This is a genomic window from Citrobacter sp. Cpo037 (genome assembly GCF_030332945.1).
GTDB lineage: Bacteria > Pseudomonadota > Gammaproteobacteria > Enterobacterales > Enterobacteriaceae > Citrobacter > Citrobacter portucalensis.
Genome location: NZ_JAOWGW010000055.1, coordinates 26,974 through 50,142 on the forward strand (window position 1 = coordinate 26,974; position 23,169 = coordinate 50,142).

General features: G+C 54.1%; 20 protein-coding genes and 1 pseudogene. 12 read left to right on the plus strand and 9 right to left on the minus strand.

The genetic code is table 11. The annotated features are described in order from the left end of the window. Window positions 1-220: 220 nt before the first annotated feature. Both allS and mnmH read left to right on the plus strand, forming a co-directional pair. Complete coding sequence (allS, locus tag OGX94_RS09935) at window positions 221-1,147, plus strand: HTH-type transcriptional activator AllS (protein WP_003831088.1); 927 nt, start codon at window positions 221-223, stop codon at window positions 1,145-1,147. A gap of 69 nt (window positions 1,148-1,216) precedes the next feature. Next, on the plus strand, window positions 1,217-2,311 hold the full coding sequence (mnmH, locus tag OGX94_RS09940) for a tRNA 2-selenouridine(34) synthase MnmH (protein ID WP_257661440.1): 1,095 nt from the start codon (window positions 1,217-1,219) through the stop codon (window positions 2,309-2,311). Here the strand turns inward: mnmH and OGX94_RS09945 are convergent, their stop codons facing one another. The 6 genes from OGX94_RS09945 to ybbA form a co-directional block, all read right to left on the minus strand. Then, on the minus strand, window positions 2,312-2,971 hold the full coding sequence (locus OGX94_RS09945; protein WP_257661439.1) for a methionine ABC transporter permease: 660 nt from the start codon (window positions 2,969-2,971) through the stop codon (window positions 2,312-2,314). It abuts the gene before it with no gap. Continuing rightward, window positions 2,964-3,980, minus strand: coding sequence for a virulence-associated ABC transporter ATP-binding protein SfbB (gene sfbB / locus OGX94_RS09950; protein ID WP_003831084.1), 1,017 nt, complete (start codon window positions 3,978-3,980; stop codon window positions 2,964-2,966). Before sfbB ends, OGX94_RS09945 begins: the two co-directional genes overlap by 8 nt. A 63-nt stretch (window positions 3,981-4,043) precedes the next feature. Next, the gene (locus tag OGX94_RS09955) at window positions 4,044-4,874 is read right to left on the minus strand and encodes a MetQ/NlpA family ABC transporter substrate-binding protein (protein ID WP_257661438.1); all 831 of its coding nucleotides are present in this window, start codon (window positions 4,872-4,874) and stop codon (window positions 4,044-4,046) included. A gap of 261 nt (window positions 4,875-5,135) precedes the next feature. Further along, entirely contained in the window at window positions 5,136-6,269 is a 1,134-nt protein-coding gene (locus OGX94_RS09960) for a porin (protein ID WP_123268429.1), read from the minus strand. A gap of 186 nt (window positions 6,270-6,455) precedes the next feature. Further along, window positions 6,456-8,870 carry a putative ABC transporter permease subunit YbbP gene (ybbP, locus tag OGX94_RS09965; RefSeq protein ID WP_257661437.1) on the minus strand — a complete coding sequence of 805 codons (2,415 nt, stop codon included), beginning with the start codon at window positions 8,868-8,870 and terminating at the stop codon, window positions 6,456-6,458. After that, window positions 8,867-9,553 (minus strand): putative ABC transporter ATP-binding protein YbbA, encoded by a 687-nt coding sequence (gene ybbA, locus OGX94_RS09970; protein ID WP_257661436.1) that lies wholly within the window; start codon window positions 9,551-9,553, stop codon window positions 8,867-8,869. The genes ybbP and ybbA overlap by 4 nt, the downstream gene beginning before the upstream one ends. Between ybbA and tesA the strand changes: the two genes are divergently transcribed. The 3 genes from tesA (at window position 9,524) to OGX94_RS09985 (ending at window position 11,985) form a co-directional block, all read left to right on the plus strand. Further along, complete coding sequence (tesA, locus tag OGX94_RS09975; RefSeq protein WP_032934351.1) at window positions 9,524-10,138, plus strand: multifunctional acyl-CoA thioesterase I/protease I/lysophospholipase L1; 615 nt, start codon at window positions 9,524-9,526, stop codon at window positions 10,136-10,138. The two genes, ybbA and tesA, sit on opposite strands and share 30 nt — an antisense overlap. Window positions 10,139-10,301: 163 nt before the next feature. Next, complete coding sequence (locus OGX94_RS09980; RefSeq protein ID WP_063941334.1) at window positions 10,302-11,072, plus strand: SDR family oxidoreductase; 771 nt, start codon at window positions 10,302-10,304, stop codon at window positions 11,070-11,072. A gap of 58 nt (window positions 11,073-11,130) precedes the next feature. Then, window positions 11,131-11,985, plus strand: a complete 855-nt coding sequence (locus tag OGX94_RS09985) for a co-chaperone YbbN (RefSeq protein WP_003831076.1) — start codon at window positions 11,131-11,133, stop codon at window positions 11,983-11,985. Window positions 11,986-12,065: 80 nt separating this feature from the next. On the opposite strand, the gene fetB is transcribed toward OGX94_RS09985, so the two are convergent. Continuing rightward, on the minus strand, window positions 12,066-12,845 hold the full coding sequence (gene fetB / locus OGX94_RS09990; RefSeq protein WP_003831075.1) for an iron efflux ABC transporter permease subunit FetB: 780 nt from the start codon (window positions 12,843-12,845) through the stop codon (window positions 12,066-12,068). Continuing rightward, entirely contained in the window at window positions 12,832-13,509 is a 678-nt protein-coding gene (gene fetA / locus OGX94_RS09995) for an iron efflux ABC transporter ATP-binding subunit FetA (protein WP_257661435.1), read from the minus strand. Before fetA ends, fetB begins: the two co-directional genes overlap by 14 nt. Window positions 13,510-13,913: 404 nt before the next feature. Between fetA and OGX94_RS10000 the strand changes: the two genes are divergently transcribed. From OGX94_RS10000 to OGX94_RS10015, 4 genes and pseudogenes are all read left to right on the plus strand, one after another. After that, complete coding sequence (locus tag OGX94_RS10000) at window positions 13,914-14,831, plus strand: SPFH domain-containing protein (RefSeq protein ID WP_003831073.1); 918 nt, start codon at window positions 13,914-13,916, stop codon at window positions 14,829-14,831. Then, window positions 14,828-15,286 carry an NfeD family protein gene (locus OGX94_RS10005; RefSeq protein WP_126955905.1) on the plus strand — a complete coding sequence of 153 codons (459 nt, stop codon included), beginning with the start codon at window positions 14,828-14,830 and terminating at the stop codon, window positions 15,284-15,286. The genes OGX94_RS10000 and OGX94_RS10005 overlap by 4 nt, the downstream gene beginning before the upstream one ends. A gap of 19 nt (window positions 15,287-15,305) precedes the next feature. Continuing rightward, window positions 15,306-17,450: a PA5441 family protein gene (locus OGX94_RS10010; protein ID WP_257661434.1), complete on the plus strand. Its 2,145-nt coding sequence runs from the start codon at window positions 15,306-15,308 to the stop codon at window positions 17,448-17,450. Then, a pseudogene (locus tag OGX94_RS10015) lies at window positions 17,420-18,132 on the plus strand (DUF3142 domain-containing protein). The gene OGX94_RS10010 and the pseudogene OGX94_RS10015 overlap by 31 nt, the downstream one beginning before the upstream one ends. Here OGX94_RS10015 and cueR read toward each other — a convergent pair. Then, window positions 18,129-18,539 carry a Cu(I)-responsive transcriptional regulator gene (gene cueR, locus OGX94_RS10020; protein ID WP_008783984.1) on the minus strand — a complete coding sequence of 137 codons (411 nt, stop codon included), beginning with the start codon at window positions 18,537-18,539 and terminating at the stop codon, window positions 18,129-18,131. The pseudogene OGX94_RS10015 and the gene cueR overlap by 4 nt on opposite strands. A gap of 290 nt (window positions 18,540-18,829) precedes the next feature. Between cueR and OGX94_RS10025 the strand changes: the two genes are divergently transcribed. From OGX94_RS10025 to hutW, 3 genes are read left to right on the plus strand one after another with little or no spacing between them, the layout of a single operon-like run. After that, window positions 18,830-20,974: a TonB-dependent receptor plug domain-containing protein gene (locus OGX94_RS10025; RefSeq protein WP_257661431.1), complete on the plus strand. Its 2,145-nt coding sequence runs from the start codon at window positions 18,830-18,832 to the stop codon at window positions 20,972-20,974. A gap of 2 nt (window positions 20,975-20,976) precedes the next feature. Then, on the plus strand, window positions 20,977-21,801 hold the full coding sequence (locus tag OGX94_RS10030) for a heme/hemin ABC transporter substrate-binding protein (protein WP_257661430.1): 825 nt from the start codon (window positions 20,977-20,979) through the stop codon (window positions 21,799-21,801). Window positions 21,802-21,819: 18 nt separating this feature from the next. After that, window positions 21,820-23,157: a heme anaerobic degradation radical SAM methyltransferase ChuW/HutW gene (hutW, locus tag OGX94_RS10035; protein ID WP_257661429.1), complete on the plus strand. Its 1,338-nt coding sequence runs from the start codon at window positions 21,820-21,822 to the stop codon at window positions 23,155-23,157. The last annotated feature ends 12 nt before the right edge of the window (window positions 23,158-23,169 follow it).

Here is a 23,169-nt window from a genome sequence, read left to right on the forward strand (position 1 = left end):
TCCTTGTAACTGAATTCCGCTGAACCGCAGTCAGAACACGTGGCGGTTTCAATACCATGCAATCTAAAACCTTCGTGATTTAACATCAACACAAAAATTGGAAAATTTTTCCAAAACTAGATTTAGACCACAATTTAAACAAGGCCATTATGCAAAAATACTTATAAATCAGAGAACAAGAAATCAGGCTTGTAGAAGATCATTAAGGGAGTAGCTGACGATGTTTGACCCGGAAACACTGCGTACCTTTATCGGCGTCGCCGAAACGGGAAGTTTCTCCAGGGCGGCGGATCGCTTGTGTAAAACCACGGCCACCATCAGCTACCGCATTAAACTTCTGGAAGAAAATACCGGCGTCGCGTTGTTCTTTCGTACTACCCGAAGCGTGACGTTAACCGCCGCCGGTTCTCATCTCCTTTCTCAGGCAAAAGACTGGCTCGCCTGGCTGGACAGCATGCCCAGCGAGTTGCAACAGGTGAACGACGGCGTAGAGCGCCAGGTGAATATTGTGGTCAACAACCTGCTGTACAGCCCTGAAGCCGTCGCTCGCCTGTTATCCTGGCTTAACGCACGCTACCCCTTTACTCAGTTTCACTTTTCCCGGCAGATTTATATGGGCGTGTGGGATTCTCTGCTATACGAAGGATTTTCACTGGCTATCGGCGTCACCGGCACTGAACCAATGGCAAACACCTTTACCCTCGATCCTTTGGGTTCTGTTCAGTGGCGATTTGTCATGTCGGCAGATCATCCGCTGGCAAACATCAGCGGTCCATTAACGGAAGCGCAACTGCGCCGTTTTCCGGCAATTAACATTGAGGATAGCGCGCGGACCCTGACCAAACGGGTCGCATGGCGTCTTCCAGGTCAAAAAGAGATAATCGTCCCCGACATGGAAACCAAGCTTGCGGCGCATCTTGCAGGGGTGGGTATCGGCTTCGTTCCGCAGCCGCTCTGCCAGCCGCTGCTGGATAGCGGGCAACTGGTTAGTAGCATCATCCCGACCATGCGTCCCCCCTCTCCCTTAAGCCTCGCATGGCATAAGTTTGGCGCAGGTAAAGCAGTTGACGATATTGTGACGCTGTTTACCCAGCGAAAACCGGAAATTGCCGGATTTTTGGCAATTTTCAACAATGCACGCGATTGAAAATCAAGTCATCCTCTCATTTGGCGCGTAAAATAGTACGCAGGATGATTTGAGGTTTCGTTTTTTACTATGCAAGACACACAAACAACACAAGACTACCGCGCAATTTTGCTCGCCGGTACGCCTTTAATCGATGTACGCGCCCCCGTGGAATTTCAGCAGGGCGCAATGCCGGGCGCAATCAACCTTCCCTTAATGAACGATGACGAACGTGCCGCCGTTGGGACCTGTTATAAACGTCAGGGACCCGAAGCCGCCCTCGCGCTCGGCCATCAACTGGTCTCGGGTGAAACCCGCCAACAGCGTATGCATGCCTGGCTGGATGCCTGTCGTCAAAATCCTGCGGGCTATCTATGCTGCGCGCGTGGCGGTCAGCGTTCGCATATTGTGCAGCAGTGGCTGCACGATTCCGGCATTGACTATCCGCTGATTAAAGGCGGTTACAAAGCCCTGCGCCAGGCAGTGATACAGCTGACTGAAGAATTAGTGCAAAAGCCGATCGTCTTAATTGGCGGCTGTACCGGGAACGGCAAAACCCAACTGGTGCAACAGCAGCCAAACGGTGTGGATCTCGAAGGTCTGGCGCACCATCGCGGCTCCTCGTTTGGTCGCACCGTTGAACCTCAATTGAGTCAGGCGAGTTTTGAAAACCTGCTGGCGGTTGAAATGCTCAAAACCGATAGCCGTCAGGATTTACGTCTGTGGGTACTGGAAGATGAAGGCCGCATGATCGGGGCTAATCATCTGCCCGAATGCCTGCGCGAGCGCATGACCCAGGCATCAATTGCGGTGGTGAATGATCCTCTTGAGCGTCGTCTGGAGCGACTGCGCGAAGAGTATTTCGTGAAGATGCACCACGATTTTACCCACGCTTATGGCGAGAGCCAGGGCTGGCAGGAGTACAGCGAGTACCTGCACCACGGCCTGTTTGCTATCCGCCGCCGTCTGGGTTTACAACGTTTTGCCGAGCTGACCACCCTGCTCGACGAGGCCCTGCGCGAACAGCAGGTAACGGGCAGCACCGACGCCCATATGGGCTGGCTGGTACCGTTGCTCAACGAATATTACGACCCGATGTATCGTTATCAGCTGGAAAAGAAAGCCGCGAAAATCGTCTTTCGCGGCACATGGCAGGACGTTGCCGACTGGCTTAACGCACAGTGATCAGTGTCTGTCGCGCTTATCTGCGCGTTTTGCCAGCCAGTCACCCAGCACCTGAACGACCTGCACCAGAATAATCAGCGCCACCACGGTGACGATCATGACCTGGGTTTCGTAGCGGTAATAACCAAAGCGAATCGCCAGGTCGCCGACTCCACCGCCGCCAACGATCCCGGCCATCGCGGAGTAACCGATCAGACTCACCAGCGTTATCGTCAACCCACGCAGCAGACCCGCGCTCGCTTCAGGTAACAGAACGGTGCAGATGATGCGCATCGGGCTGGCACCAAACGCTTCCGCCGCTTCAATAATCCCTTTATCGACTTCACGTAGCGCGCTATCAACCAGACGGGCATAGAAGGCGATTGCCGCTACTGAGAGCGGGACCGACGCCGCAATCGGGCCAATGGTATTCCCGAGCAAAAACTGGGTTAGCGGCAACAGCAGAACCAGCAGGATCACAAACGGCACCGAACGAATGATATTCACCAGCACGGAGCTGAGCAGATACACAAAACGGTTTTGCCAGAATAAATGCCGATCGGTGACGAAAATAAGAAAACCGAGCGGCAGTCCGCCAATAATTGCCAGCGCCGTAGAGATGCTCAGCATCTGGAAAGTTTCATTAAACGCCAGCGTCAAATCCGGCAATAAATCATCCACGAATCACCTCCACCTGTGCAGTACGTTGACGAATATGTTCCACGGCGACATCCACCGCAGAAGGGTTATGCGGCGCGGTCAGTTGCACCACCAGAATCCCCAGCGCACGTTCACCGATATACTCAATTTTGCCGTGCAGAATGTTCACCGCCACGCCAAATTTAACCGCCACTTCTGACAACACCGGCTGTTCCGCCGAATCGCCGATGAACAGAATTTTTAGCAACTGGCCAGGCAGATGCTGGCGCAGACGCTCGGGCAGCGTCAAATTGAGGGTATGTGACACCAGCTGCTGTGTGAACGCATGCTGCGGGTGAGCAAAAACGTCAAACACCTCACCGGATTCCACCACCTTGCCGCCGGACATCACCGCCACGCGATCACAAATCGATTTGATCACGTTCATCTCGTGAGTGATCAGCACGATTGTGATCCCCAACTGTTGGTTGATCTGCTTAAGCAACGCCAGAATCGTGGCTGAGGTTTCGAGGTCCAGCGCCGAGGTAGGTTCATCACACAGCAGCACATCCGGGTGATTAGCAATCGCGCGGGCAATACCCACACGCTGCTTTTGCCCACCGCTGAGCTGAACCGGAAAGCGGTTCGCCTTGTCTGACAGCCCCACCAGCGCCAGGATTTCGCTCACGCGCGGGCCAATTTTACTGCGCTCCCATCCGGCAGCCTTCAGACTAAAGGCGACGTTTTGCGCCACGGTACGGGTATGCATCAGGTTAAAATGTTGAAAAATCATACCGATACGCTGACGGGCTTTACGTAGATGCCCCCCTTCCAGCGCGGAAATTTCTACGCCGTTCACCTTCACGCTTCCCTGGCTCGGACGCGTTAAGGCGTTCAGGGTGCGCAGCAGCGTACTTTTCCCCGCGCCGCTGGTCCCGACAATGCCAAATATCTCACCTGCGCCAATGCGCAAGCTAACGTCATCAACCGCCCGGGTTGATGGTCCACGGCCTGCGCTAAAATCCACGCAAACTTTCTCAATCTCAATCATAGCCACCTCAGAAATGCGAAAAGGGCAGTCGTCGCTGCCCCTGTTAACCCTTGTGCGCAGCGATTATTGGGCTGTCGACATCCATTCCGGTTTCTGGAAGGCGCTGTAGATATTTTGCGGATCGTCGATCACCGCGCGATACGCCGGAGATTTCACCGCCTCAACAATATCTTTTGCGAACGGTTTATCCGCATCTTCACTGCGTACCGCGATGATATTTTTCAGATTTTCGTCCAGATGTTCCTGCTTGATGGCGCTGGCGAGATCCATTTTTGCCGCCACGGCAAAGTTACCGTTGACCAGCGCACCGGTCACACCGTCCAGCGTACGCGGCAGCTGTGCCGCTTCCAGCGGTTTAAACACCAGCCCTTTGGGATTGCTGGCGATATCGCGCTCGGAGGCTTTAGTTGGATCAATATTGTCTTTGATGGTGATAAGGCCAATAGACTGCAGGAAACGCAGACCGCGAGCCAGGTTGGTGGGATCGTTGGAAAGCGTGATCACATCCCCTTTTTTCAACTCATCCAGGCTTTTGATTTTATGTGAGTAAAACCCCATCCCGGCCGTCGGGACCACAATCAGCTTGCTCAGCTTCAGGCCTTTATCGGCGGTGAATTTGTCAAAATAGAGCGAATGCTGGAACAGGTTAGCATCAATGCTACCGTTGGAGAGCGCCATGTTTGGCTGCACGTAATCGCTGAATTCGCGCACCACTACCTTATAGCCTTTCTCTTTCAGCGTGGGGGCAATGGCCTGTTTCACCATATCACCGTATGGCCCAGGCGCGAGGCCAAACACGATTGTGTGCGGGTCACTGTTCGCATGAGCAAACTGTAATCCACAGGCCAGTAACAGCGCCCCGGTCGCGACGCGTAAACTCTGACGCAATCCCATATTCTCTCCATTTTAACGTTGTGGTGTCATGTCTCACGCCGTTCTTGCGGCGTTGTTCTTGTTGGCCCGTTAACAGGCTGATTGTTAACATGACACAGATCACAACCTGCTGTCCTTGAAATTATTTCATGATGTTGCAGAGTATGTTTTTAAATGAAAGAAGGTATGAAAAAGCCGGATGTCGGCACAAGTGCCTTATCCGGCCTACAACAGCTTTCTTAGGCCCGATAAGCGCAAGCGTATCGGGCGGCAGGCGTTCGATTAGAAGTCGTAACGCAGACGAACCAGGTTCATGTCACCCAGATTGTCGGTGCTGGAGGTAAAGACGTGTTCGTAGTCAACACGGAAACCGTAATCCAGCTGGAAGCTGATCCCCACGCCGTTGTCGGTACGCAGGTAGTTACGGCCATTCACGTACTCAATACGGTCGCCCATAAAGTAAGGCTGAACGGATTTCAGCGCATACTGACCAACCGGGAAGGTGTATCCCGCGAAGTATTCCAGACCCCAGGCATCACCGGCAAAGTAGTCGTTAACAGAGACTTTTTTGGTGGTCATGAAGTTTTGATACCAACCGCCGCCCAGCGAGAAGGTCCAGTTGTCCGGTTTCCAGCTCAGCGCAGTACCGACGATGTTTTGATCGTAGGTTTTGCTGGTGTTACCACGCATTTCCGCGCGGGTGTAGTTCCACGCCGTACCCCAGGTCAGGTCATCGGTAATGTGATAATCCACACCCAGCGAGCCGCCGCCTTTACGCTTGTAGCGCAGACCGTTGTTCGGGTTGTAATCATCACTGAACAGATAAGAGGCGTAGAGATCCACATCACCAACGGTATTCTTATACTTCAGTGATTTACGCGTACGATAGGAACCATCATAGTCGCCATTAATACCGTTACCTGGCGCCTGACCGATCATGTCATAGTCCCAGATATCCGTTTTCGCACCGACTACATCATAGTAAATGCTGTTCTGTTGACCGAAGGTCAGCGTACCCCAGGTTGCACTCTTCAGACCGGTGTACAACATACGGCGCGTGGTATCGTTGGCACCGTCAGCGTAGTGGTTATCCCAGTTGAACATCGCCGGGAAGTTAACGCCCAGCTCGTAATAGCTCACCCAACTGATATCATCAAACAGATAGTAGTCAGCGGCGAAGCGGAAACGTGTACCGCCATCGAAGCCATTACGTTTGTAGCCATTCTTACCATCGTCACCGGCCATATTCTGGAACTGCGGACGAATACTGCCGCCGACGGTGAAGTTAAGACGGCTCAGCGGGTTGCCCGCCTGCGGATCTTGTTTCAGGACCGTGATTTCCGCCTGTGAAGCGAAAGTCGTTAATGCCACTGCTGCGCCGATCGATACCGCCAGCGCTGTTTTTTTTATAGTCATTATTTATACCTTGATAGATAGCCTGCCAATTATTCAGCACACAAATATTAACGTTTATTAATACTCTCGTGTTGTTGGGTTTTTATTGTTCTGTGCTGTTAAATATCAAGGAGTTATCATTTTGTGCTACATAGAAAAAAAGACGCACCGATTTAAAAACCGGTGCGTAATCATCACGAATATGAATTAACTACTGAACTGACGGAATAGCGCTTTACCTTTTAGCAGACGTGAACCGAGCCATCCGCCGCATAAAGAGAGCAGCAATGCTCCACTAAATGGTAATACTACCCACAGTCGCCAGTCTGGTTCCCACGGGAAATCAAACACTCTGGTTTGCAGTACCGCCAGCGCCGTTTCTGCGCCGATGGCTGCCACCAGTCCGGCAACCATCCCGAGCATGGCGAACTCGCACCACAGCGTGGTACGCAGCAGCTTCTTACCCGCGCCCAGCGTGCGCCAGACCACCAACTCCTGATGACGCTGACGCATCCCGACCTGGACCTGCGCCAATAGCAGCAGCATGCCACAGGCGGTGACCAGTACCACCATCACCTCCAGTGCGCGGCTCACCTGATCCAGCACCTGGCTCACCTGTTTGAGGATGGCGCCAATATCCAGCAGGCTGATGGTCGGGAATTCGCGGTTAAGCTGCGTTAGCATGCCGTTGCTGTTCTCCCAGCGAAAGCTGGTTAACCAGCTTTGCGGCTGAGCATCCAGCGCGCCGGAGGGGAAGATAAAGAAGAAGTTGGGCCGCAGGCTTTCCCAGTCCACTTTGCGCAGACTGCTGACCGTGGCGCTGAAATCCTGGGTGTCGCCCATAAAGGTCACTCGATCGCCGAGTTTGACGTTCAGCCGTTTCGCTAACCCCTCTTCCATCGACACTTCGCCTGCTTTTGGCGGCCAGCTTCCGGCGGTTATCGGGTTATGATCCGGTCGGGTATCCTGCCAGGTAAGATTAAGCTCGCGGTTCAGCGCCTCATCCTGATTGCCTTCGGTCGGCTTCTCATTGATCGCCGTCAGACGCGCCCGCACAATCGGATAGAACGATTCCGGGATCACCTGATGCTCGGACAGGAAAGCCTTCAGCGGAACCACCTGCTCGGTGGCAATGTTGATCAGAAAATAGTTCGGACTTTCCGGCGGCATTTGCTGCTGCCAGCGGTCGAGCAGATCGCCGCGCAGCACCAGTAACAACGCCAGCAGCATAAAGGAAAGCGAAAATGCCGATAGCTGGCTGAGCGTTGACCACGGCTGGCGTAACAGTCGACTGACCGCCAAACGCAGCGGCAGTGAGGAGAGCGTCAGACCACGCAGAACGTTGAGCAGCATCCAGCCGAGCACCCCGCACAACAGCGCCAGTACCACCGCACCAGCCAGTACCGCCCACAGCAGCGGACTTCCGCCCATCAGTCCAGCAAGCAGTGCAATCACGACTATCACGACCACCGGCAAATAAAACTTCAGCGGCCAGACGTTTGCCACCACGTCACGGCGTAGCACCCGCAGCGGCTGCGTCGCCAGCAGTAGACGGTACGGGCGTAACCCCACCAAGAGCGAAATCACCGTCATGGTGCCTAGTGCCCATAGCCACGGCCAGGGGCTGGCAGGCGGTAGTTCTCCGGGCAGAACCGGCTTGAGCAGCAGCACCAGCACGCGCTCAAATAACAGCCCGAATAGTCCGCCGGTCACGCCAGACAGCGCCAGCACCATCAACCATTGACCAACAATCAGCCTGCGCAACTGCGCTCTGCCCGCGCCGAGGGTTTTCAGAATAGCCACCAGATCGTAACGGCTGCGGCAATAATGGCTCATCGCCACGGCAACCGCGGCGACTGCCAGCAACAGCGTTAACAGCGCCGAAAGCAGCAAGAACTGTTGCGAACGCTCAAGTGATTTCCCCAGCGCCCCTTCATCCTGCTCCAGCCCATACCAGCGCTGTTCAGGCTTTAACTGTGGCAGCAGCCACTTTTCATAGGCTTCCAGTTGCGACGGCGTCCCGCCAAATTTATAGCGCCAGGTCACGCGACTTCCCGGCTGGACCGCCGCCGTTTTTTCGACATCCGCCATGTTCATCATCAGACGCGGTGCTATCTGGAACGGATTAAAACCAGAGTCCGGCTCCTGCACCACCTCCCCGGCAATACGCAGCGTGGCATCGCCAACGTCGATGGAATCACCGACTTTTAAGTTGAGTAGCGCCATCAGACGTGGGGCCAGCAGCACCGAGCCCGGCTGCGGTTTCAGTCCCGGCGGGTTAGTTTGCAGCGTGCCGTACATCGGATACACATCATCCACCGCTTTAACGTTCGCCAGTTGCGGCGTATCGCGGGCAAAAGTCATGGTAGCAAAGGTCAGCTGTTCTCCCACCTTCAGGCCACGCTGTCGCGCCTCGTCAATCCACGCTTTCGGCACGGTACGCGAACTTTGTAGCGACCGATCGCCCGCCATAAACTCACGGCTTTGTTGGCTCAGCCCTTTTTCCATACGATCGCTGATATTGCCCAGCGCCAGCACACAAGCTACCGCCAGGCTCAGCGCCAGCCAGACAATCAGTAATGAAGGCGAGCGCCATTCGCGCCAGAACCAGCGTGCAATCATGCCTCCTCCTGCAACTGTCCGTTCACCAGGCGTAAACGCCGATCGCAACGCGCCGCCAGCTGCGGGTCATGGGTCACCAGAATCAGGGTGGTACCGTGTTCCCGGTTCAGAGAAAACAGCAGGTTGGCGATTTTGTCTCCGGTCTGGCGGTCCAGATTGCCCGTTGGTTCATCGGCAAACAGCACGTCAGGGCGACCGTTAAAGGCCCGCGCCAACGCCACGCGCTGCTGCTCCCCGCCGGAAAGCTGGGCCGGAAGATGATCAAGACGTTTTCCCAACCCCAGTTGCTCCAGCAGCGTTTTTGCCCCGTCACGACTTTTTCCGCTGTTTTCGCCGCGCAACAACGCGGGTAGTTCGACGTTTTCCAGCGCGTTGAGGGTCGGAATTAACATGAACGACTGGAAGACAAAACCCACGTGCCGCGCCCGCAGCTGCGCCCGGGCTTCTTCGTCCATGGTGTGCAGCGCCTGCCCCACCAGACTGACTTCACCGCTGGTGCCATCGTCCAGCCCGGCAAGGATCGCCAGCAGCGTGGATTTCCCCGATCCCGACTCGCCAATCAACGCAATGGTCTCGGCGCGTTTGACAACCAGTTCAACTCCGGTAAGGATGGATAGCTCATGATCACCCTGACCGACGGATTTCTTAAGATGATGAACTTCAACAATGTTTTCCGCTGGCATTGGCCTTTCCTGTTCCTGGTCCTGTTAACTTTCCGCGCCGCCGCTGCGGACACGTTATTAATTCTGGGTGACAGCCTGAGCGCCGGATACCGTATGTCCGCCAGCGCCGCGTGGCCTGCGCTACTTAATGATAAATGGCAAACCAAAACGCCGGTGGTGAATGCCAGCATTAGCGGCGACACCTCGCAGCAAGGTCTGGCCCGTCTGCCTGCATTGCTCAAGCAGCACCAGCCGCGCTGGGTGCTGGTCGAACTTGGCGGCAACGACGGCCTGCGCGGCTTTGCGCCTGCGCAAACCGAACAAACCCTGCGAACAATTTTGCAGGACGTGAAAGCGGCAAATGCCGAACCACTGCTGATGCAAATTCGTCTGCCGGCAAACTACGGTCGCCGTTATAATGAAACCTTTAGCGCGATTTATCCAAAGCTCGCCAAAGAGTTTGATGTTCCTCTGCTGCCATTTTTCATGGAAGAGGTTTATCTGAAACCCCAGTGGATGCAGGATGATGGTATTCATCCTAACCGTGATGCCCAGCCGTTTATCGCCGACTGGATGGCGCAACATCTCACACCTTTTCTATCCTAAATAATTCGAGTTGTATGAAGGCGGCAAGTGAGAGAGTTCCCAGGAGCATAGATAACTATGTGACTGGGGGGAGCGAGCGTAGCCAACGCACAGACAACTTGAAGTATGACGGATATAGTAAATCACGACTCATAAAACAACGGAGATCCTGACAGGTAAAGTTATGCAAAAATCGGTCTTAATAACAGGATGTTCCAGCGGAATCGGCCTGGAAAGTGCGCTTGAGCTAAAGCGCCAGGGTTTTCAAATTCTGGCAGGCTGTCGCAAACCTGACGATGTCGCGCGTATGAACAGCATGGGATTCACTGGCGTGTTGCTGGATCTGGATTCACCCGAAAGCGTGGATCGTGCCGCCGATGAAGTGATCGCCCTGACCGATAATCGTTTATATGGGATCTTTAACAACGCCGGATACGGTGTCTATGGTCCACTGCCCACCATCAGCCGTGAACAGATGGAACAGCAGTTTTCCGCCAACTTTTTTGGCGCACATCAGCTTACCATGCGCCTGTTACCTGCCATGTTACCCCACGGCGAAGGGCGCATTGTGATGACCTCATCGGTGATGGGATTGATCTCAACGCCGGGACGCGGCGCCTATGCTGCCAGCAAATATGCACTGGAAGCCTGGTCCGACGCACTGCGTATGGAACTGCGCCATAGCGGGATTAAGGTCAGTCTGATTGAACCCGGCCCCATCCGTACCCGCTTTACCGAAAACGTCAACCAGACCCAGAGAGATGCTCCCGTTGAAAATCCCGGCATTGCCGCGCGTTTTACGCTGGGACCAGAAGCGGTTGTCGCCAAAGTGCGTCATGCGTTTGAGAGCGATAAACCAAAGCTACGTTATCCGGTTACGCTGGTGACCTGGGCAGTGATGCTGCTTAAACGCCTGTTACCAGGCCGCATAATGGACAAAATTTTACAGGGTTGAGTTGAAGCTCGCGCGTCAGCCCCCATGTAACAAGAAATCGACAAAAGAGAGTAACTCCATGTCCACACAGAATATTGTTAACATTAACGAATCGAACCTACAGCAGACCCTCGAACAGTCGATGACCACGCCGGTCCTGTTCTATTTTTGGTCTGAGCGCAGCCAGCATTGTCTGCAATTAACGCCGGTACTGGAGAGCCTTGCCGCCCAGTATAACGGTCAGTTTATTCTCGCTAAGCTGGACTGCGATGCCGAGCAGATGATCGCCTCCCAGTTTGGTCTGCGCGCGATCCCTACGGTTTATCTGTTCCAGAACGGCCAGCCGGTAGATGGATTCCAGGGCCCGCAGCCGGAAGAGGTTATTCGCGCGCTGCTGGAGAAAGTGCTGCCGAGCGAAGAAGAGCTGAAAGCACGCCAGGCTATCGAATTCATCGAAGCCGGTAATCACGCGGATGCACTGCCGTTGCTGAAAGAAGCCTGGCAGATCTCCAACCAGAGCAGCGAAATTGGTCTGCTGCTGGCGGAAACACAAATCGCCCTGAACCGTTCTGATGAAGCCGAAGCGGTACTGAAAACCATTCCGTTGCAGGATCAGGACACCCGCTATCAGGGGCTGATCGCGCAGATTGAACTGCTGAAACAGGCAGCTGATACGCCGGAAATCCAACAGTTGCAGCAGCAGGTCGCCAACAATCCGCAGGATGCGGCACTGGCAACGCAGTTGGCTATTCAGTTACACCAGGTCGGACGTAACGAAGAATCACTGGAATTACTGTTCAGCCACCTGAAGAAAGATCTTACGGCTGCCGATGGTCAGGCACGTAAGACCTTCCAGGAGATCCTTGCCGCACTGGGTACGGGCGATGCGCTGGCCTCGAAGTACCGCCGCCAGCTGTACGCGCTGCTGTACTAATCCATTTGATTTTGCCCGATAGCGCCTGCGCGCTTATCGGGCCTGTAAATTCGACAAATACCGATCCCTCCGGCATCACATCACGTCTTCTTCAAATGCGTTACCACTAATTGGTGGCGCGAATTATAGAATTTTCGATAGGTTAAATAGCAGGCGATAATGGTCGACAGGCTGGCGGTTGATAGCAGCATAAACGTCACCATAATCTGATACTTAATCGCTTTTACCGGGTCAATACCTGCAAAGATCAATCCTGACATCATCCCCGGTAAACTCACCAGCCCCACGGTCTTCGCTGAATCAATCGTCGGGATAAGCGAGGCGCGAATGCTGTCGCGAATAAGCGGTGCAGAAGCCACCTTCGGCGTTGCGCCGAGGCTGAGTTTTTCCTGAATTTGCTGCTGCTCGCTGTTAAACCGCTGCCCCAAATTGTTGTAACACAGCCCCACGGCCACCATCGCATTACCTGCAATCATGCCGGAGATCGGGATGACCTGCATCGGCGTGAACTCGATAGAGCCTGAAAGAACCAGCACCGAAAGCGTTAGCCCCGCACCCACCGTAATAGCAATAAACGACGAGAGAAAAGCTTTATCAATATATTTACTGCGTTTTTGCGCGTTATAGGCCGCGTTAAAGCAGATAAACAGCACCATCAATAAGGTCAGAATGCTATGATTGACGCCGAAAATATATTTCAGCACGTAGCCCACGATAATAAGCTGAACCACTGCCCGGCAAACGCTCCAGAGAATATCTTTTTCCAGCGCCAGCTTTTCTTTATTGCTGATCAGTATCGCGACCACCACCAGCATCATCGCTAACGCCAGGGATTCATTGGTAATATTATGCTCGTTCATTGCTTACTTCCTGCATTTCACCGGCGTGCGATTGAAGGGTTATGACGTTATCCGCATGTTCAATTTCATCTTTGTCATGCGTCACCCACAGCACAGCAATATTCTTATCGCGAACATAGTGGTGAATTAATTCGTTTACATTACGCTTGTTGGCTTCATCCAGCGCGCTGGTGATTTCATCAAGCAGCAGAATTTTCGGCAGAAACTGCAAATTACGAATTAACGAGACGCGCTGCTTTTCGCCGCCGGATAGCTCATTGATATTTTTTTTGAGGATCGTCTCGGGTAACTCAAAGCGGGCCAGATCGGCCAGAAACACATCTGGATCCGGACTTTTGTTGCGGATTTGCCAGGGGAAAATGAGATTGTCGTAAACGGTGTCACCAAACAAAGCGGGCGTTTGCGCGCAATAAGAGACCTGCTGACGATACGTTTCCGGCTTGAGGGTATTTATCTCTTTGCCCTCAAAGAGAATCTCACCACCAGTCGGACTTATTAACGACGCCACAATCTTGAGTAACGTACTTTTACCACAGCCGGACTGGCCGGTAATCAGCTTAAATTCTCCGGCGCGGAGATCAAAACAGATGTTATTAAGAACCTGCGTCGCCCCTGCCTGCCACGCGACATTTTTTAACTGAAGCAGAATGCTGCTTTCTTCCATTACCAATCCCTTTTTACATCTTTCGTGCAGACAGTGTATACCCAAAATAATTCGAGTTGCATGACGGCGGCAAGTGAGTGACAAATTCGTCAGGAACGAATTTGAACAGCCAAAGGCTGGCCTTCGGTGAGGGACATGGATGTCCCTCAATAACCTCCGGGAGCATAGTTAACTATGTGACTGGGGTGAGCGACAAATCTGCCGGGAGCAAATTTGAGCGCTGCTTACAGCGACCCCGCAGGGGCGAGGCCCAGGGATGGGCCGAGTAACGCAGCTAACGCACATGCAACTTGAAGTATGACGGGTATATCCCTGTAATTTATTATAGGGGAGCTCACCTTGATAAATCGGGTATAATTTGACTAATGAGGCAGTAAAGGACAGCACAACAGGAGGTTTCATCAATGCTCATTTTTATTCCTATTCTTATTTTTGTCGCGCTGGTGATCGTCGGCGCAGGCGTCAAAATCGTCCCGCAGGGATATCAGTGGACGGTAGAGCGTTTTGGCCGTTACACCAAAACCCTGCAACCGGGTTTAAGCCTTGTTGTACCGTTCATGGACCGCATTGGTCGTAAGATCAATATGATGGAACAGGTGCTTGATATCCCCTCTCAGGAAGTCATCTCCAAAGATAACGCCAACGTCTCGATTGATGCTGTGTGCTTTATTCAGGTGATCGATGCGCCGAAAGCCGCGTATGAAGTCAGCAACCTGGAACTGGCGATCATCAACCTGACCATGACCAACATTCGTACTGTTCTCGGCTCGATGGAGCTCGATGAAATGCTCTCCCAGCGCGACAACATCAACACGCGCCTGCTGCATATCGTTGATGAGGCCACCAATCCCTGGGGAATAAAAATCACCCGTATTGAGATCCGCGACGTGCGTCCTCCTGCAGAACTTATCGACGCCATGAACGCGCAAATGAAAGCCGAACGTACCAAGCGCGCCTACATTCTTGAAGCCGAAGGGATCCGTCAGGCAGAAATCGTTAAGGCCGAAGGTGAGAAGCAATCGAAAATCCTCATTGCGGAAGGTGAACGTCAGTCCGCATTTTTACAGGCTGAAGCGCGTGAACGTTCCGCAGAAGCAGAAGCCCGCGCCACGCAGATGGTGTCTGAGGCCATTGCCGCCGGGGATATTCAGGCCGTGAACTACTTCGTGGCGCAGAAATACACCGAAGCGCTGCAGCATATCGGTTCGTCGAATAACAGCAAAGTGGTGATGATGCCGCTGGATGCCAGTAGCCTGATGGGCTCCATTGCCGGGATCGCCGAACTGGTTAAGGACAGCGCCAGCGAGCGGAAAAAATCATGATAGCGATGATTCTGGTGCACCCGCACATCTTCTGGCTCAGCCTCGGCGGTTTGCTACTCGCCGCCGAGATGCTGGGCGGCAACGGCTATCTGCTGTGGAGCGGCGTGGCTGCGGTGATTACCGGTCTTGTCGTCTGGCTCGTTCCGCTAGACTGGGCGTGGCAGGGGGCAATGTTCGCTGTCCTCACTCTGCTGGCGGCCTGGCTGTGGTGGAAGTGGCTGGCAAGGCGCGTTCAGGAGCAAAAGCCAGCCGACAGCCATCTTAACCAGCGCGGACAACAGCTGGTTGGCCGTCGATTTATTCTGGAAACCACCCTGGTCAATGGTCGCGGACATATGCGCGTCGGCGACAGTTCCTGGCCCGTTAGCGCCCGTGACGATTTGAGCGCCGGAACGCAGGTTGAAGTCATTGCCGTTGAGGGAATCACCCTGATTATAAAAGCGGTATCACACTAAAGAGACAGGAAATAAGACTATGGTCAGGAAGACACCCCTTGCCTTTGCCCTTTGCATATTGCTGACCGCCGCCCCGCAGGCATTCGCTTCGTTCGATATGGAAGACTGCAAATGGAGCGACGACAGCTGTCTACTAAAGGGAACGCCGACCTTTAACCCTGAAAACGACAGCCGTGACAACCTGCTGCGGCTGCTGAGCCAGGAAAAATCATTTGCTCTGCCGGTGCAATCAATGCCCGCAGACATCACCCGCTCCCGTGATTTCTATTTTGCCTATCACCCGCAGTGGGATGAGGCTGCCCCGCAGCCAGCCGCTGCTCCGGCATCCGCCGCAGACAGCCCTCTCTCCCAACAGATGGCCGAGCTGAACATTAGCGCCGACGAAATAAACATCAACGACGCTGAGCTTGAGAACCGCCATGTTTCGAATAACACCGAGAGCGTCAGCGCGTTTTTTGCCGCGCTGTTGGCCGATTCCACGTTAACGGCGGAACAGCGTCAGGCCTTAGCCCAGGCGCGTACAGGACTGCTTTCCGGAGCAACCCGCGAGCAAATTGAGTCTTCTCTTGCTACCTTCCCGGCAGATTCTCCTGCTCTGCCCTATAAAAGCTATCTGGCAGCAGCTGCCAGTTTCTATGCCGGTGATTATGCCAGTGCCGAACGGGATTTCGCTCAGCTTGCCAAAAGCGATCGTCCGTGGCTGGCAGAGACCGCGCAATACATGCTGATGCGCACGGCGTTGAACAAGAGCAGTCAGAACAGCGTGGGCGAGTACGGCGATTTTGATATTGCGAAAATTAACCGCGAGGACGCTACTCAGGCTCAGACGCTGGCGCAGGCCTATTTGCAGCGTTTTCCTCAAGGACTCTACGCTGACTCTTCACGCGGTATGTTGCGTCGCATCAACTGGTATTTACAGGCGTGGCCGCAGTTAGCCGGGTTGTATGAACAGACGCTTCAGCAGTCGGTTGACGCACAGCAACTGCGCGAAAATGTCATCGAATACGATAATGTCTATGGCATGGCGTTCTACGACCAGTCCGTCGTTGAAGCCTTCCCCAACGCGCCGCGAGTCAGCTATATCGAACTGCTACGCGCGCTGCGCCTGGATAACAATAACAAACCCACGCTGACGCAGGCACAGCTCGACGCCAGCAAACCGGTGTTTGAACAGAGCCAAAAACTGCCGCTATGGCGCGATCTGCAACTCAATCTGTGGCTGGCAACGGGCAACTACGCGGCAATTATTCAGGCAGTTACGCCAGCGCAGAAACTTGCCGCTCACGATACCCTCGCCTTCAGCGAACAGGTGCTGTACGGCGAAGCGTTGATGGGCCAGAAGAAATGGGCCGAGGCGCGCGATTTCTGGCAGCAGTTGTTAAAACTCAGCCAGGATAACGAACAGCAGCAATATGTGCAGGCTAAGCTTGCCGCCACGCTGGTATATAGCGGCGACGTGGCTGCGGTTTTCGCACCGAATAGCGCGGTGACCAACCTGCGCTTTCGTTCGCAGGTACTGAAAACACAGGCCACACCAGAACTGCTGCGCCAGCAGGCCGTTCATGGCCCGAATAACGAAGAGCGTACCATTGCGTTGCATACGCTGCTGGTGCGAGATCTTACAGAGAATCGTTTTGGCGATTGGCTGAATGACAGAAAACTGGCCAGCGCGATTACGCCTCCGGTCATTGGCGAAGCGTTTGCTGACGTTAACCTGAGCATATTCGACTGGAATGGCGACACGGCGCAGGCGGGCTATACGTGCCGCAGCCTCAATGAAACGGTAACGGTATTGAGCAAAAAAGCGGATGATGCTCACGCGCTGAACTGCCTGGGCGAATTCTTCCGCACCACGCAAACACATGTTGATCTGTGGAAAAACAGCGCTGGCAACGACGTGCTTGAATCAGCTATCTCGCGCAAGAAACCTTTCGGCCAGTTCGACAGGCAAAGCTACTATCAGCAGGTAATCACCTCACCCACCGCGGAAGTCGAAGATAAGAGCTTCGCGTTGTATCGCGCCATCATGTGCTATGCGCCATCAGGCGCTAACGAATGCGGCGGTGAAGACGTGGATAAACTGCAGCGTAAGGGCTGGTTCACCCAACTGAAAACGCAGTATCCGGGAAGCCCGTGGGCGCAAAAACTCAAATATTACTGGTAACCGCACTGCTGATAGGTCAGGCGCGGCGGATATCGTCGCCGCCCGTGAACATTCGGCCTTCTGGCTGTGGTCTGGGGTGAAGGCCAGTGACGAGCTGAAAGACGCGCAAACGGTTTATCTGCACCAGGGCGAGGTACTGGTTCGTTCCGGTAACGTGGTGTTCCAGCGCCTCGGACTGCCGGTCAGTCATCTGTCTTTTCCCTCAATCTGGCTGACCGTACGCTTTACCACCCTCGACGTACCGGAAGAGATCCCAGCGCGTATCATACGGTTGATGCAGCGCTGGCAGACCGCCGGGAATCACGTCATCGGCCTGCAGGTTGATTTTGACGCAGCGACCCATCAACTGACCGACTACGCCCGCTTTCTGCAGCAACTGCGCCAACAGCTCCCGGCCGAGTTTGCGCTAGGTGTAACCGGACTACTGGATTGGGCAAAAACGGGCGACGTCGCTACGCTGAACGCGTTGGCGGTCGATGAACTGGTGGTGCAAAGCTATCAGGGGCGTCGCACGGTGACGAATTATCAGGCGTATCTGCCCGCGCTGAGCCGCCTGCGCATTCCATTTAAGCTGGGGCTGGTGCAAAACGGTAACCGGGATCCACTGGCTGAAGCGCAGCTTGAGAAATCCCCGTGGTACCGCGGCACGGTGGTGTTTATGCTTAATCCCTCTCGCCGTTAAGCCTTCGCTTTGTGATGGCAGCAGCCGGAGAGATTATCCATAATCGGACATTCAGCGCTGTCATCACCCGGGCAACTGTCCGCCAGCGCCAGCAAATGCAAACGCATGGCCTGCAGCTCACTGATATGCCGCTCAATATCCGCCACCTTTTCCAGGGTGCGCTTTTTCACATCCGCGCTATGACGCGCCGGATCGTTAAACAGGTTTACCAGCTCGCCGCACTCTTCCAGGTTAAACCCAACCTGGCGCGCCTGGCGCAGCAGAGTCAGTTCATTCAGATGCTGTTGGTTGTAAGTGCGATAGCCATTGTCACTACGCAGCGGCGGCGTCACCAGTCCTTTCTCTTCATAAAAGCGAATGGCTTTGCTGGTTAAACCGGTTTTTTTCGCAACATCACTAATATTCACATTTCCCCCGCGGTGCTTGTTGGTGCTGAGCCACATTATAGCCCAGATTGCCGTAATCGTTTACCCGAGAACCCGGCACATTTCCCACCAACACCGCAATGCACAAGTCCTTTTAATTCACATTGTTATATCCGGTTCAGATCACATTTCTGCATTTATTGACCGCACAAAATTGACTCAAATCAAAAGGTGTATTGGTTCTGCACCTTTCGTCTTGAACAAAAGGAAACAATTTTATATATAAATGCAAATGATAATGATGATCATTTACATTCAACAAAGGTTCTCTTATGTTGCCACGGATTAACCAAAGGCCATTTATTCTTTCAGCCCTGACATTATGCATGTCCGGCGCTGCTTCTGCAGCTACCTCTACAACACACGCTTCAACGCCCGACGATGATACGGTGATCGTCACGGCTAACCGCTCTGAAAGTAGTCTCTGGGATAGCCCGGCAACTATTCAGGTTATCGATCGCCAGACGCTGCAAAACTCCACCAGCGTTTCTATTGCTGATGATTTACAAGATATTCCCGGCGTCGAAGTCACCGATAACGCCCTCGCTGGCCGGAAACAAATTCGTATCCGTGGCGAAGCCTCTTCGCGGGTGCTGATTTTGATCGACGGCCAGGTCGTCAGCTACCAGCGCGCCGGACAAAACTACGGAGCCGGTTTGCTGATTGACGAATCCGCACTGGAACGAATTGAAGTGGTCAAAGGCCCCTACTCTGTCCTCTATGGTTCTCAGGCGATTGGCGGCGTCGTAAACTTTATTACCAAAAAAGGCGGCGATAAGCCTCTCGGCGGCAGCATTAAGGCCGTTTATAACTCCGCAACGGCAGGATGGGAAGAATCAGCGGCAGCCTGGGGCAGCATCGGAAACTTTGACTACCGCATCAATGGCAGCTACTCCGACCAGGGGGACCGCGATACGCCTGACGGAAGATTGCCTGACACCAACTTCCGTAATAACGGCCAGGGCGTGTGGCTGGGCTACAACTTCGATCGCCATAAAATCGGACTCTCCCTCGATCGTTACAAGTTGTCCACCCAAACCTGGTTTGACGACCCTGAAGGCCAGTTCGACGACTTTAGCGTCAAAATACCTAAGCTGGAACGCGAGAAAATCGGTCTTTTCTACGACTATGCGGCTGACGGGGATTACCTGAAGAAAATCCATGTTGACGCATACAGCCAGACAATAGAGCGCAAATTTGAAAACCGGGTCAAAACCACCCAGGTAATCCCCAGCCCGGCGATTAAAGCGCTGACGATAAACAATCAAACCAATACCAACGACAAACAGTATACCCAGGGGGTAACGCTGCAGGGCAATTTCTCCCTTCCCGTGAACAACGAGCTGGTGATTGGCACTCAATATCAGCATGACAAAATCAAACAGGACACGGACGGCAGTACACGCCAGACCGCGGCTACCGGCTTCTTCGATACGCAAACCCGCACCCTGTCATACAACGAAGCGGAGCAAAGCAATACCTCATTATTCGCGCAAAACGACTGGCGCTTTGCCGATGACTGGACCTGGACCATAGGCGCACGCCAGTACTGGCTGTCTTCGAAACTCAATCGCAACGATACGCAAACCCTGCAAAGCAGCGGCAGTACCTGGCAATCCACCGGAGGAAATTCAGTACACGATGATGAACTAGTGACCTCAACCAGCCTGCGCTATTCCGGTTTTAAAGATCTTGAACTCCGGGCAGCGTATGCCCAAGGCTATGTTTTCCCCACGCTGACTCAGCTGTTTATGCAGACGTCCGCAGGCGGAAGCGTGACCTACGGCAACCCAAACCTGAAGGCGGAACACTCGAATAACTATGAGCTGGGCGCACGGTATAAAGGGAATATGTGGCTGATTGACGGCGCCATTTATTACTCCGAAGCCAAAGACTATATCGCCAGCCTGGCCTGTTCAGGCCAACCCGTTTGCAGCGGTAATACCACCTCTTCACGGGGTGGCTATTACTACTACGAAAACATCGATCGGGCCAAAACCTGGGGCATGGAACTCACCGCAGAATACAACGGCTGGGCGGTTTCACCTTACCTGAGCGGTAATCTCATTCGCCGTCAGTACGAAGGCAATACCCTAAAAACCTGGGATACCGGCGAGCCCACGCTGACCGGGCGCGTCGGCCTGAAACATACCTGGTTGATGAATGTCGCTAACGTGACGTCTGATGCCTTTATCCGCGCGGCGTCCAGCGCTAAAGATAATACCGGCACCACGGAAATCAACTACCCTGGCTGGGCCACACTTAACCTCGCATTCAACACCGAGTTCGGTCCGCAGGACCAGTATCAGGTCAACCTCGCGCTCAACAACCTGACCGATAAGCGTTACAGAACCGCACATGAATCTATTCCAGATGCTGGTTTCAATGCCGCCGTTGGCTTTGCGTGGAATTTCTGACGATGAAAAAACTCATGATTGGCTTACTGAGCCTCGCCTGCGTTTTCAGTGCCCAGTCCGCCGACCGCCTGGTGGTGGCGGGCGGCTCGCTTAGCGAACTGGTATACGCCATGGGCGTCGGCAACCGGGTGGTAGGCGTTGATGAAACCACCTCATATCCGCCCGAAACTGCCGCACTCCCGCATATCGGCTACTGGAAGCAGTTAAGCAGCGAGGGCATTTTGTCGCTCCATCCGGACAGCTTTATCACCTGGCAGGATGCAGGTCCCCAAATCGTGTTGGATCAGTTGCGGGCGCAAAAGGTTAACGTCGTGACGTTGCCGCGCGTACCGGCCACCGTAGAACAGATGTACGCCAACATTCGAGAACTGGCTACAACACTGCACATTCCTGACCAAGGTGAGGCGTTAGTCAATCGCCTGCAGCAACGTCTGGAGCGTATTAAGCACAGCGTGGCGGCGAAAAACGCGCCGGTCAAAGCAATGTTCATTCTCTCTGCTGGCGGCAGCGCACCTCAGATCGCCGGAAAAGGCAGCGTTGCCGATGCCATTATGGCCCTCGCAGGCGCACAAAATGTCGCCACCCATGCGCAGTATAAAAGCTACAGCGCGGAGTCACTGATCGCCGCCAACCCGGAGGTGATCGTGGTGACGTCGCAAATGGTCGATGGCGGTCTGGCTCGCCTGAGCGCGATTGCCGGTATTACCCACACTGCGGCCTGGAAAAATCAGCGCATTGTGGCAGTAGACCAGGCGCTGATTCTGGGGATGGGACCTCGCGTCACCGATGCGGTTGAAGCCCTGCACCAGCAATTCTGGCCTCACTAACTGGATTTATTAAGAAGAATGAAAACTGAACACTCGCTGGATCTCACCGCGCATTTTGCGCTCGAGGGAAGTCAGCCATTTAAGGATCGCCGCGCCACGATGCCCTGGCGTGGGGCGATCCCGGTTGCCAAAGAGCTTTTGTCACAAACCTGGCAGGAGGTCATCAGCCAGCCAACCCCGCCACGTAAACGGCTGGTGTACTTGCATATCCCTTTTTGTGCAACACATTGTACTTTCTGCGGTTTTTATCAAAACCGGTTTGAAGAAGACAACTGCGCCCGCTACACCAACGCGCTGTTGCGCGAAATAGAGATGGAAGCTGATAGCGCATTACACCAGTCAGCCCCCATTCACGCCGTCTATTTTGGCGGCGGTACGCCTTCTGCGTTGTCTGCACAGGACCTGGCCAGAATCATCACCGCGCTGCGTGACAAGCTACCGCTGGCGCCGGACTGCGAAATCACCATTGAGGGGCGAGTGCTCAATTTTGACGATGCGCGAATCGATGCCTGCCTTGACGCTGGTGCCAATCGATTTTCGATCGGTATTCAGTCTTTTAACAGCCGGATCCGCAAGAAAATGGCGCGTACTTCGGACGGCCCGACCGCAACGGCCTTTATGCAGGGACTGGTAAAACGGGATCGTGCCGCCGTGGTGTGCGATCTGCTATTTGGTCTGCCAGGACAAGACGCAAAACTGTGGGGCGAGGATCTGGCGATTGCCCGCGACATTGGCCTCGACGGCGTAGATCTTTATGCGCTGAATCTGATCCCTAATACACCGCTTGGCAAAGCAGTTGAAACCGGGCGCACAACCGTTCCCTCTCCCGCCGAACGCCGCGATCTCTATCTTCAGGGCTGCGATTTCATGGACAGCGCGGGCTGGCGCTGCATCAGCAACAGCCACTGGGCGCGTACCACACGGGAACGCAATCTGTACAACCTGCTGATTAAACAGGGTGCAGACTGTCTGGCATTCGGCTCTGGCGCAGGAGGGTCAGTCAATGGCTATTCCTGGATGGTCGAGCGCAACCTGAATACATGGCATGAATCTATCGCCGCCGGAAAAAAACCGCTAATGATGATGATGCGCACCGCCGAGCGTGGTTTCCAGTGGCGACACACTCTCCAGGCTGGTATTGAGACGGCCCGCGTTCCGCTGGATGAGCTGACGCCTCATGCACAAAAACTGGCCCCGCTACTGACCCAATGGCATCACGCAGGACTGACGCGAGATGCCAGCACCTGTGTACGCCTGACCAATGAAGGGCGTTTTTGGGCGAGCAATATTTTGCAGTCTCTTGATGAACTGATTCAGGAACTTAACGCGCCGCGCATTGCGGTAGAGCAACCATAAAAGGAGTGAATA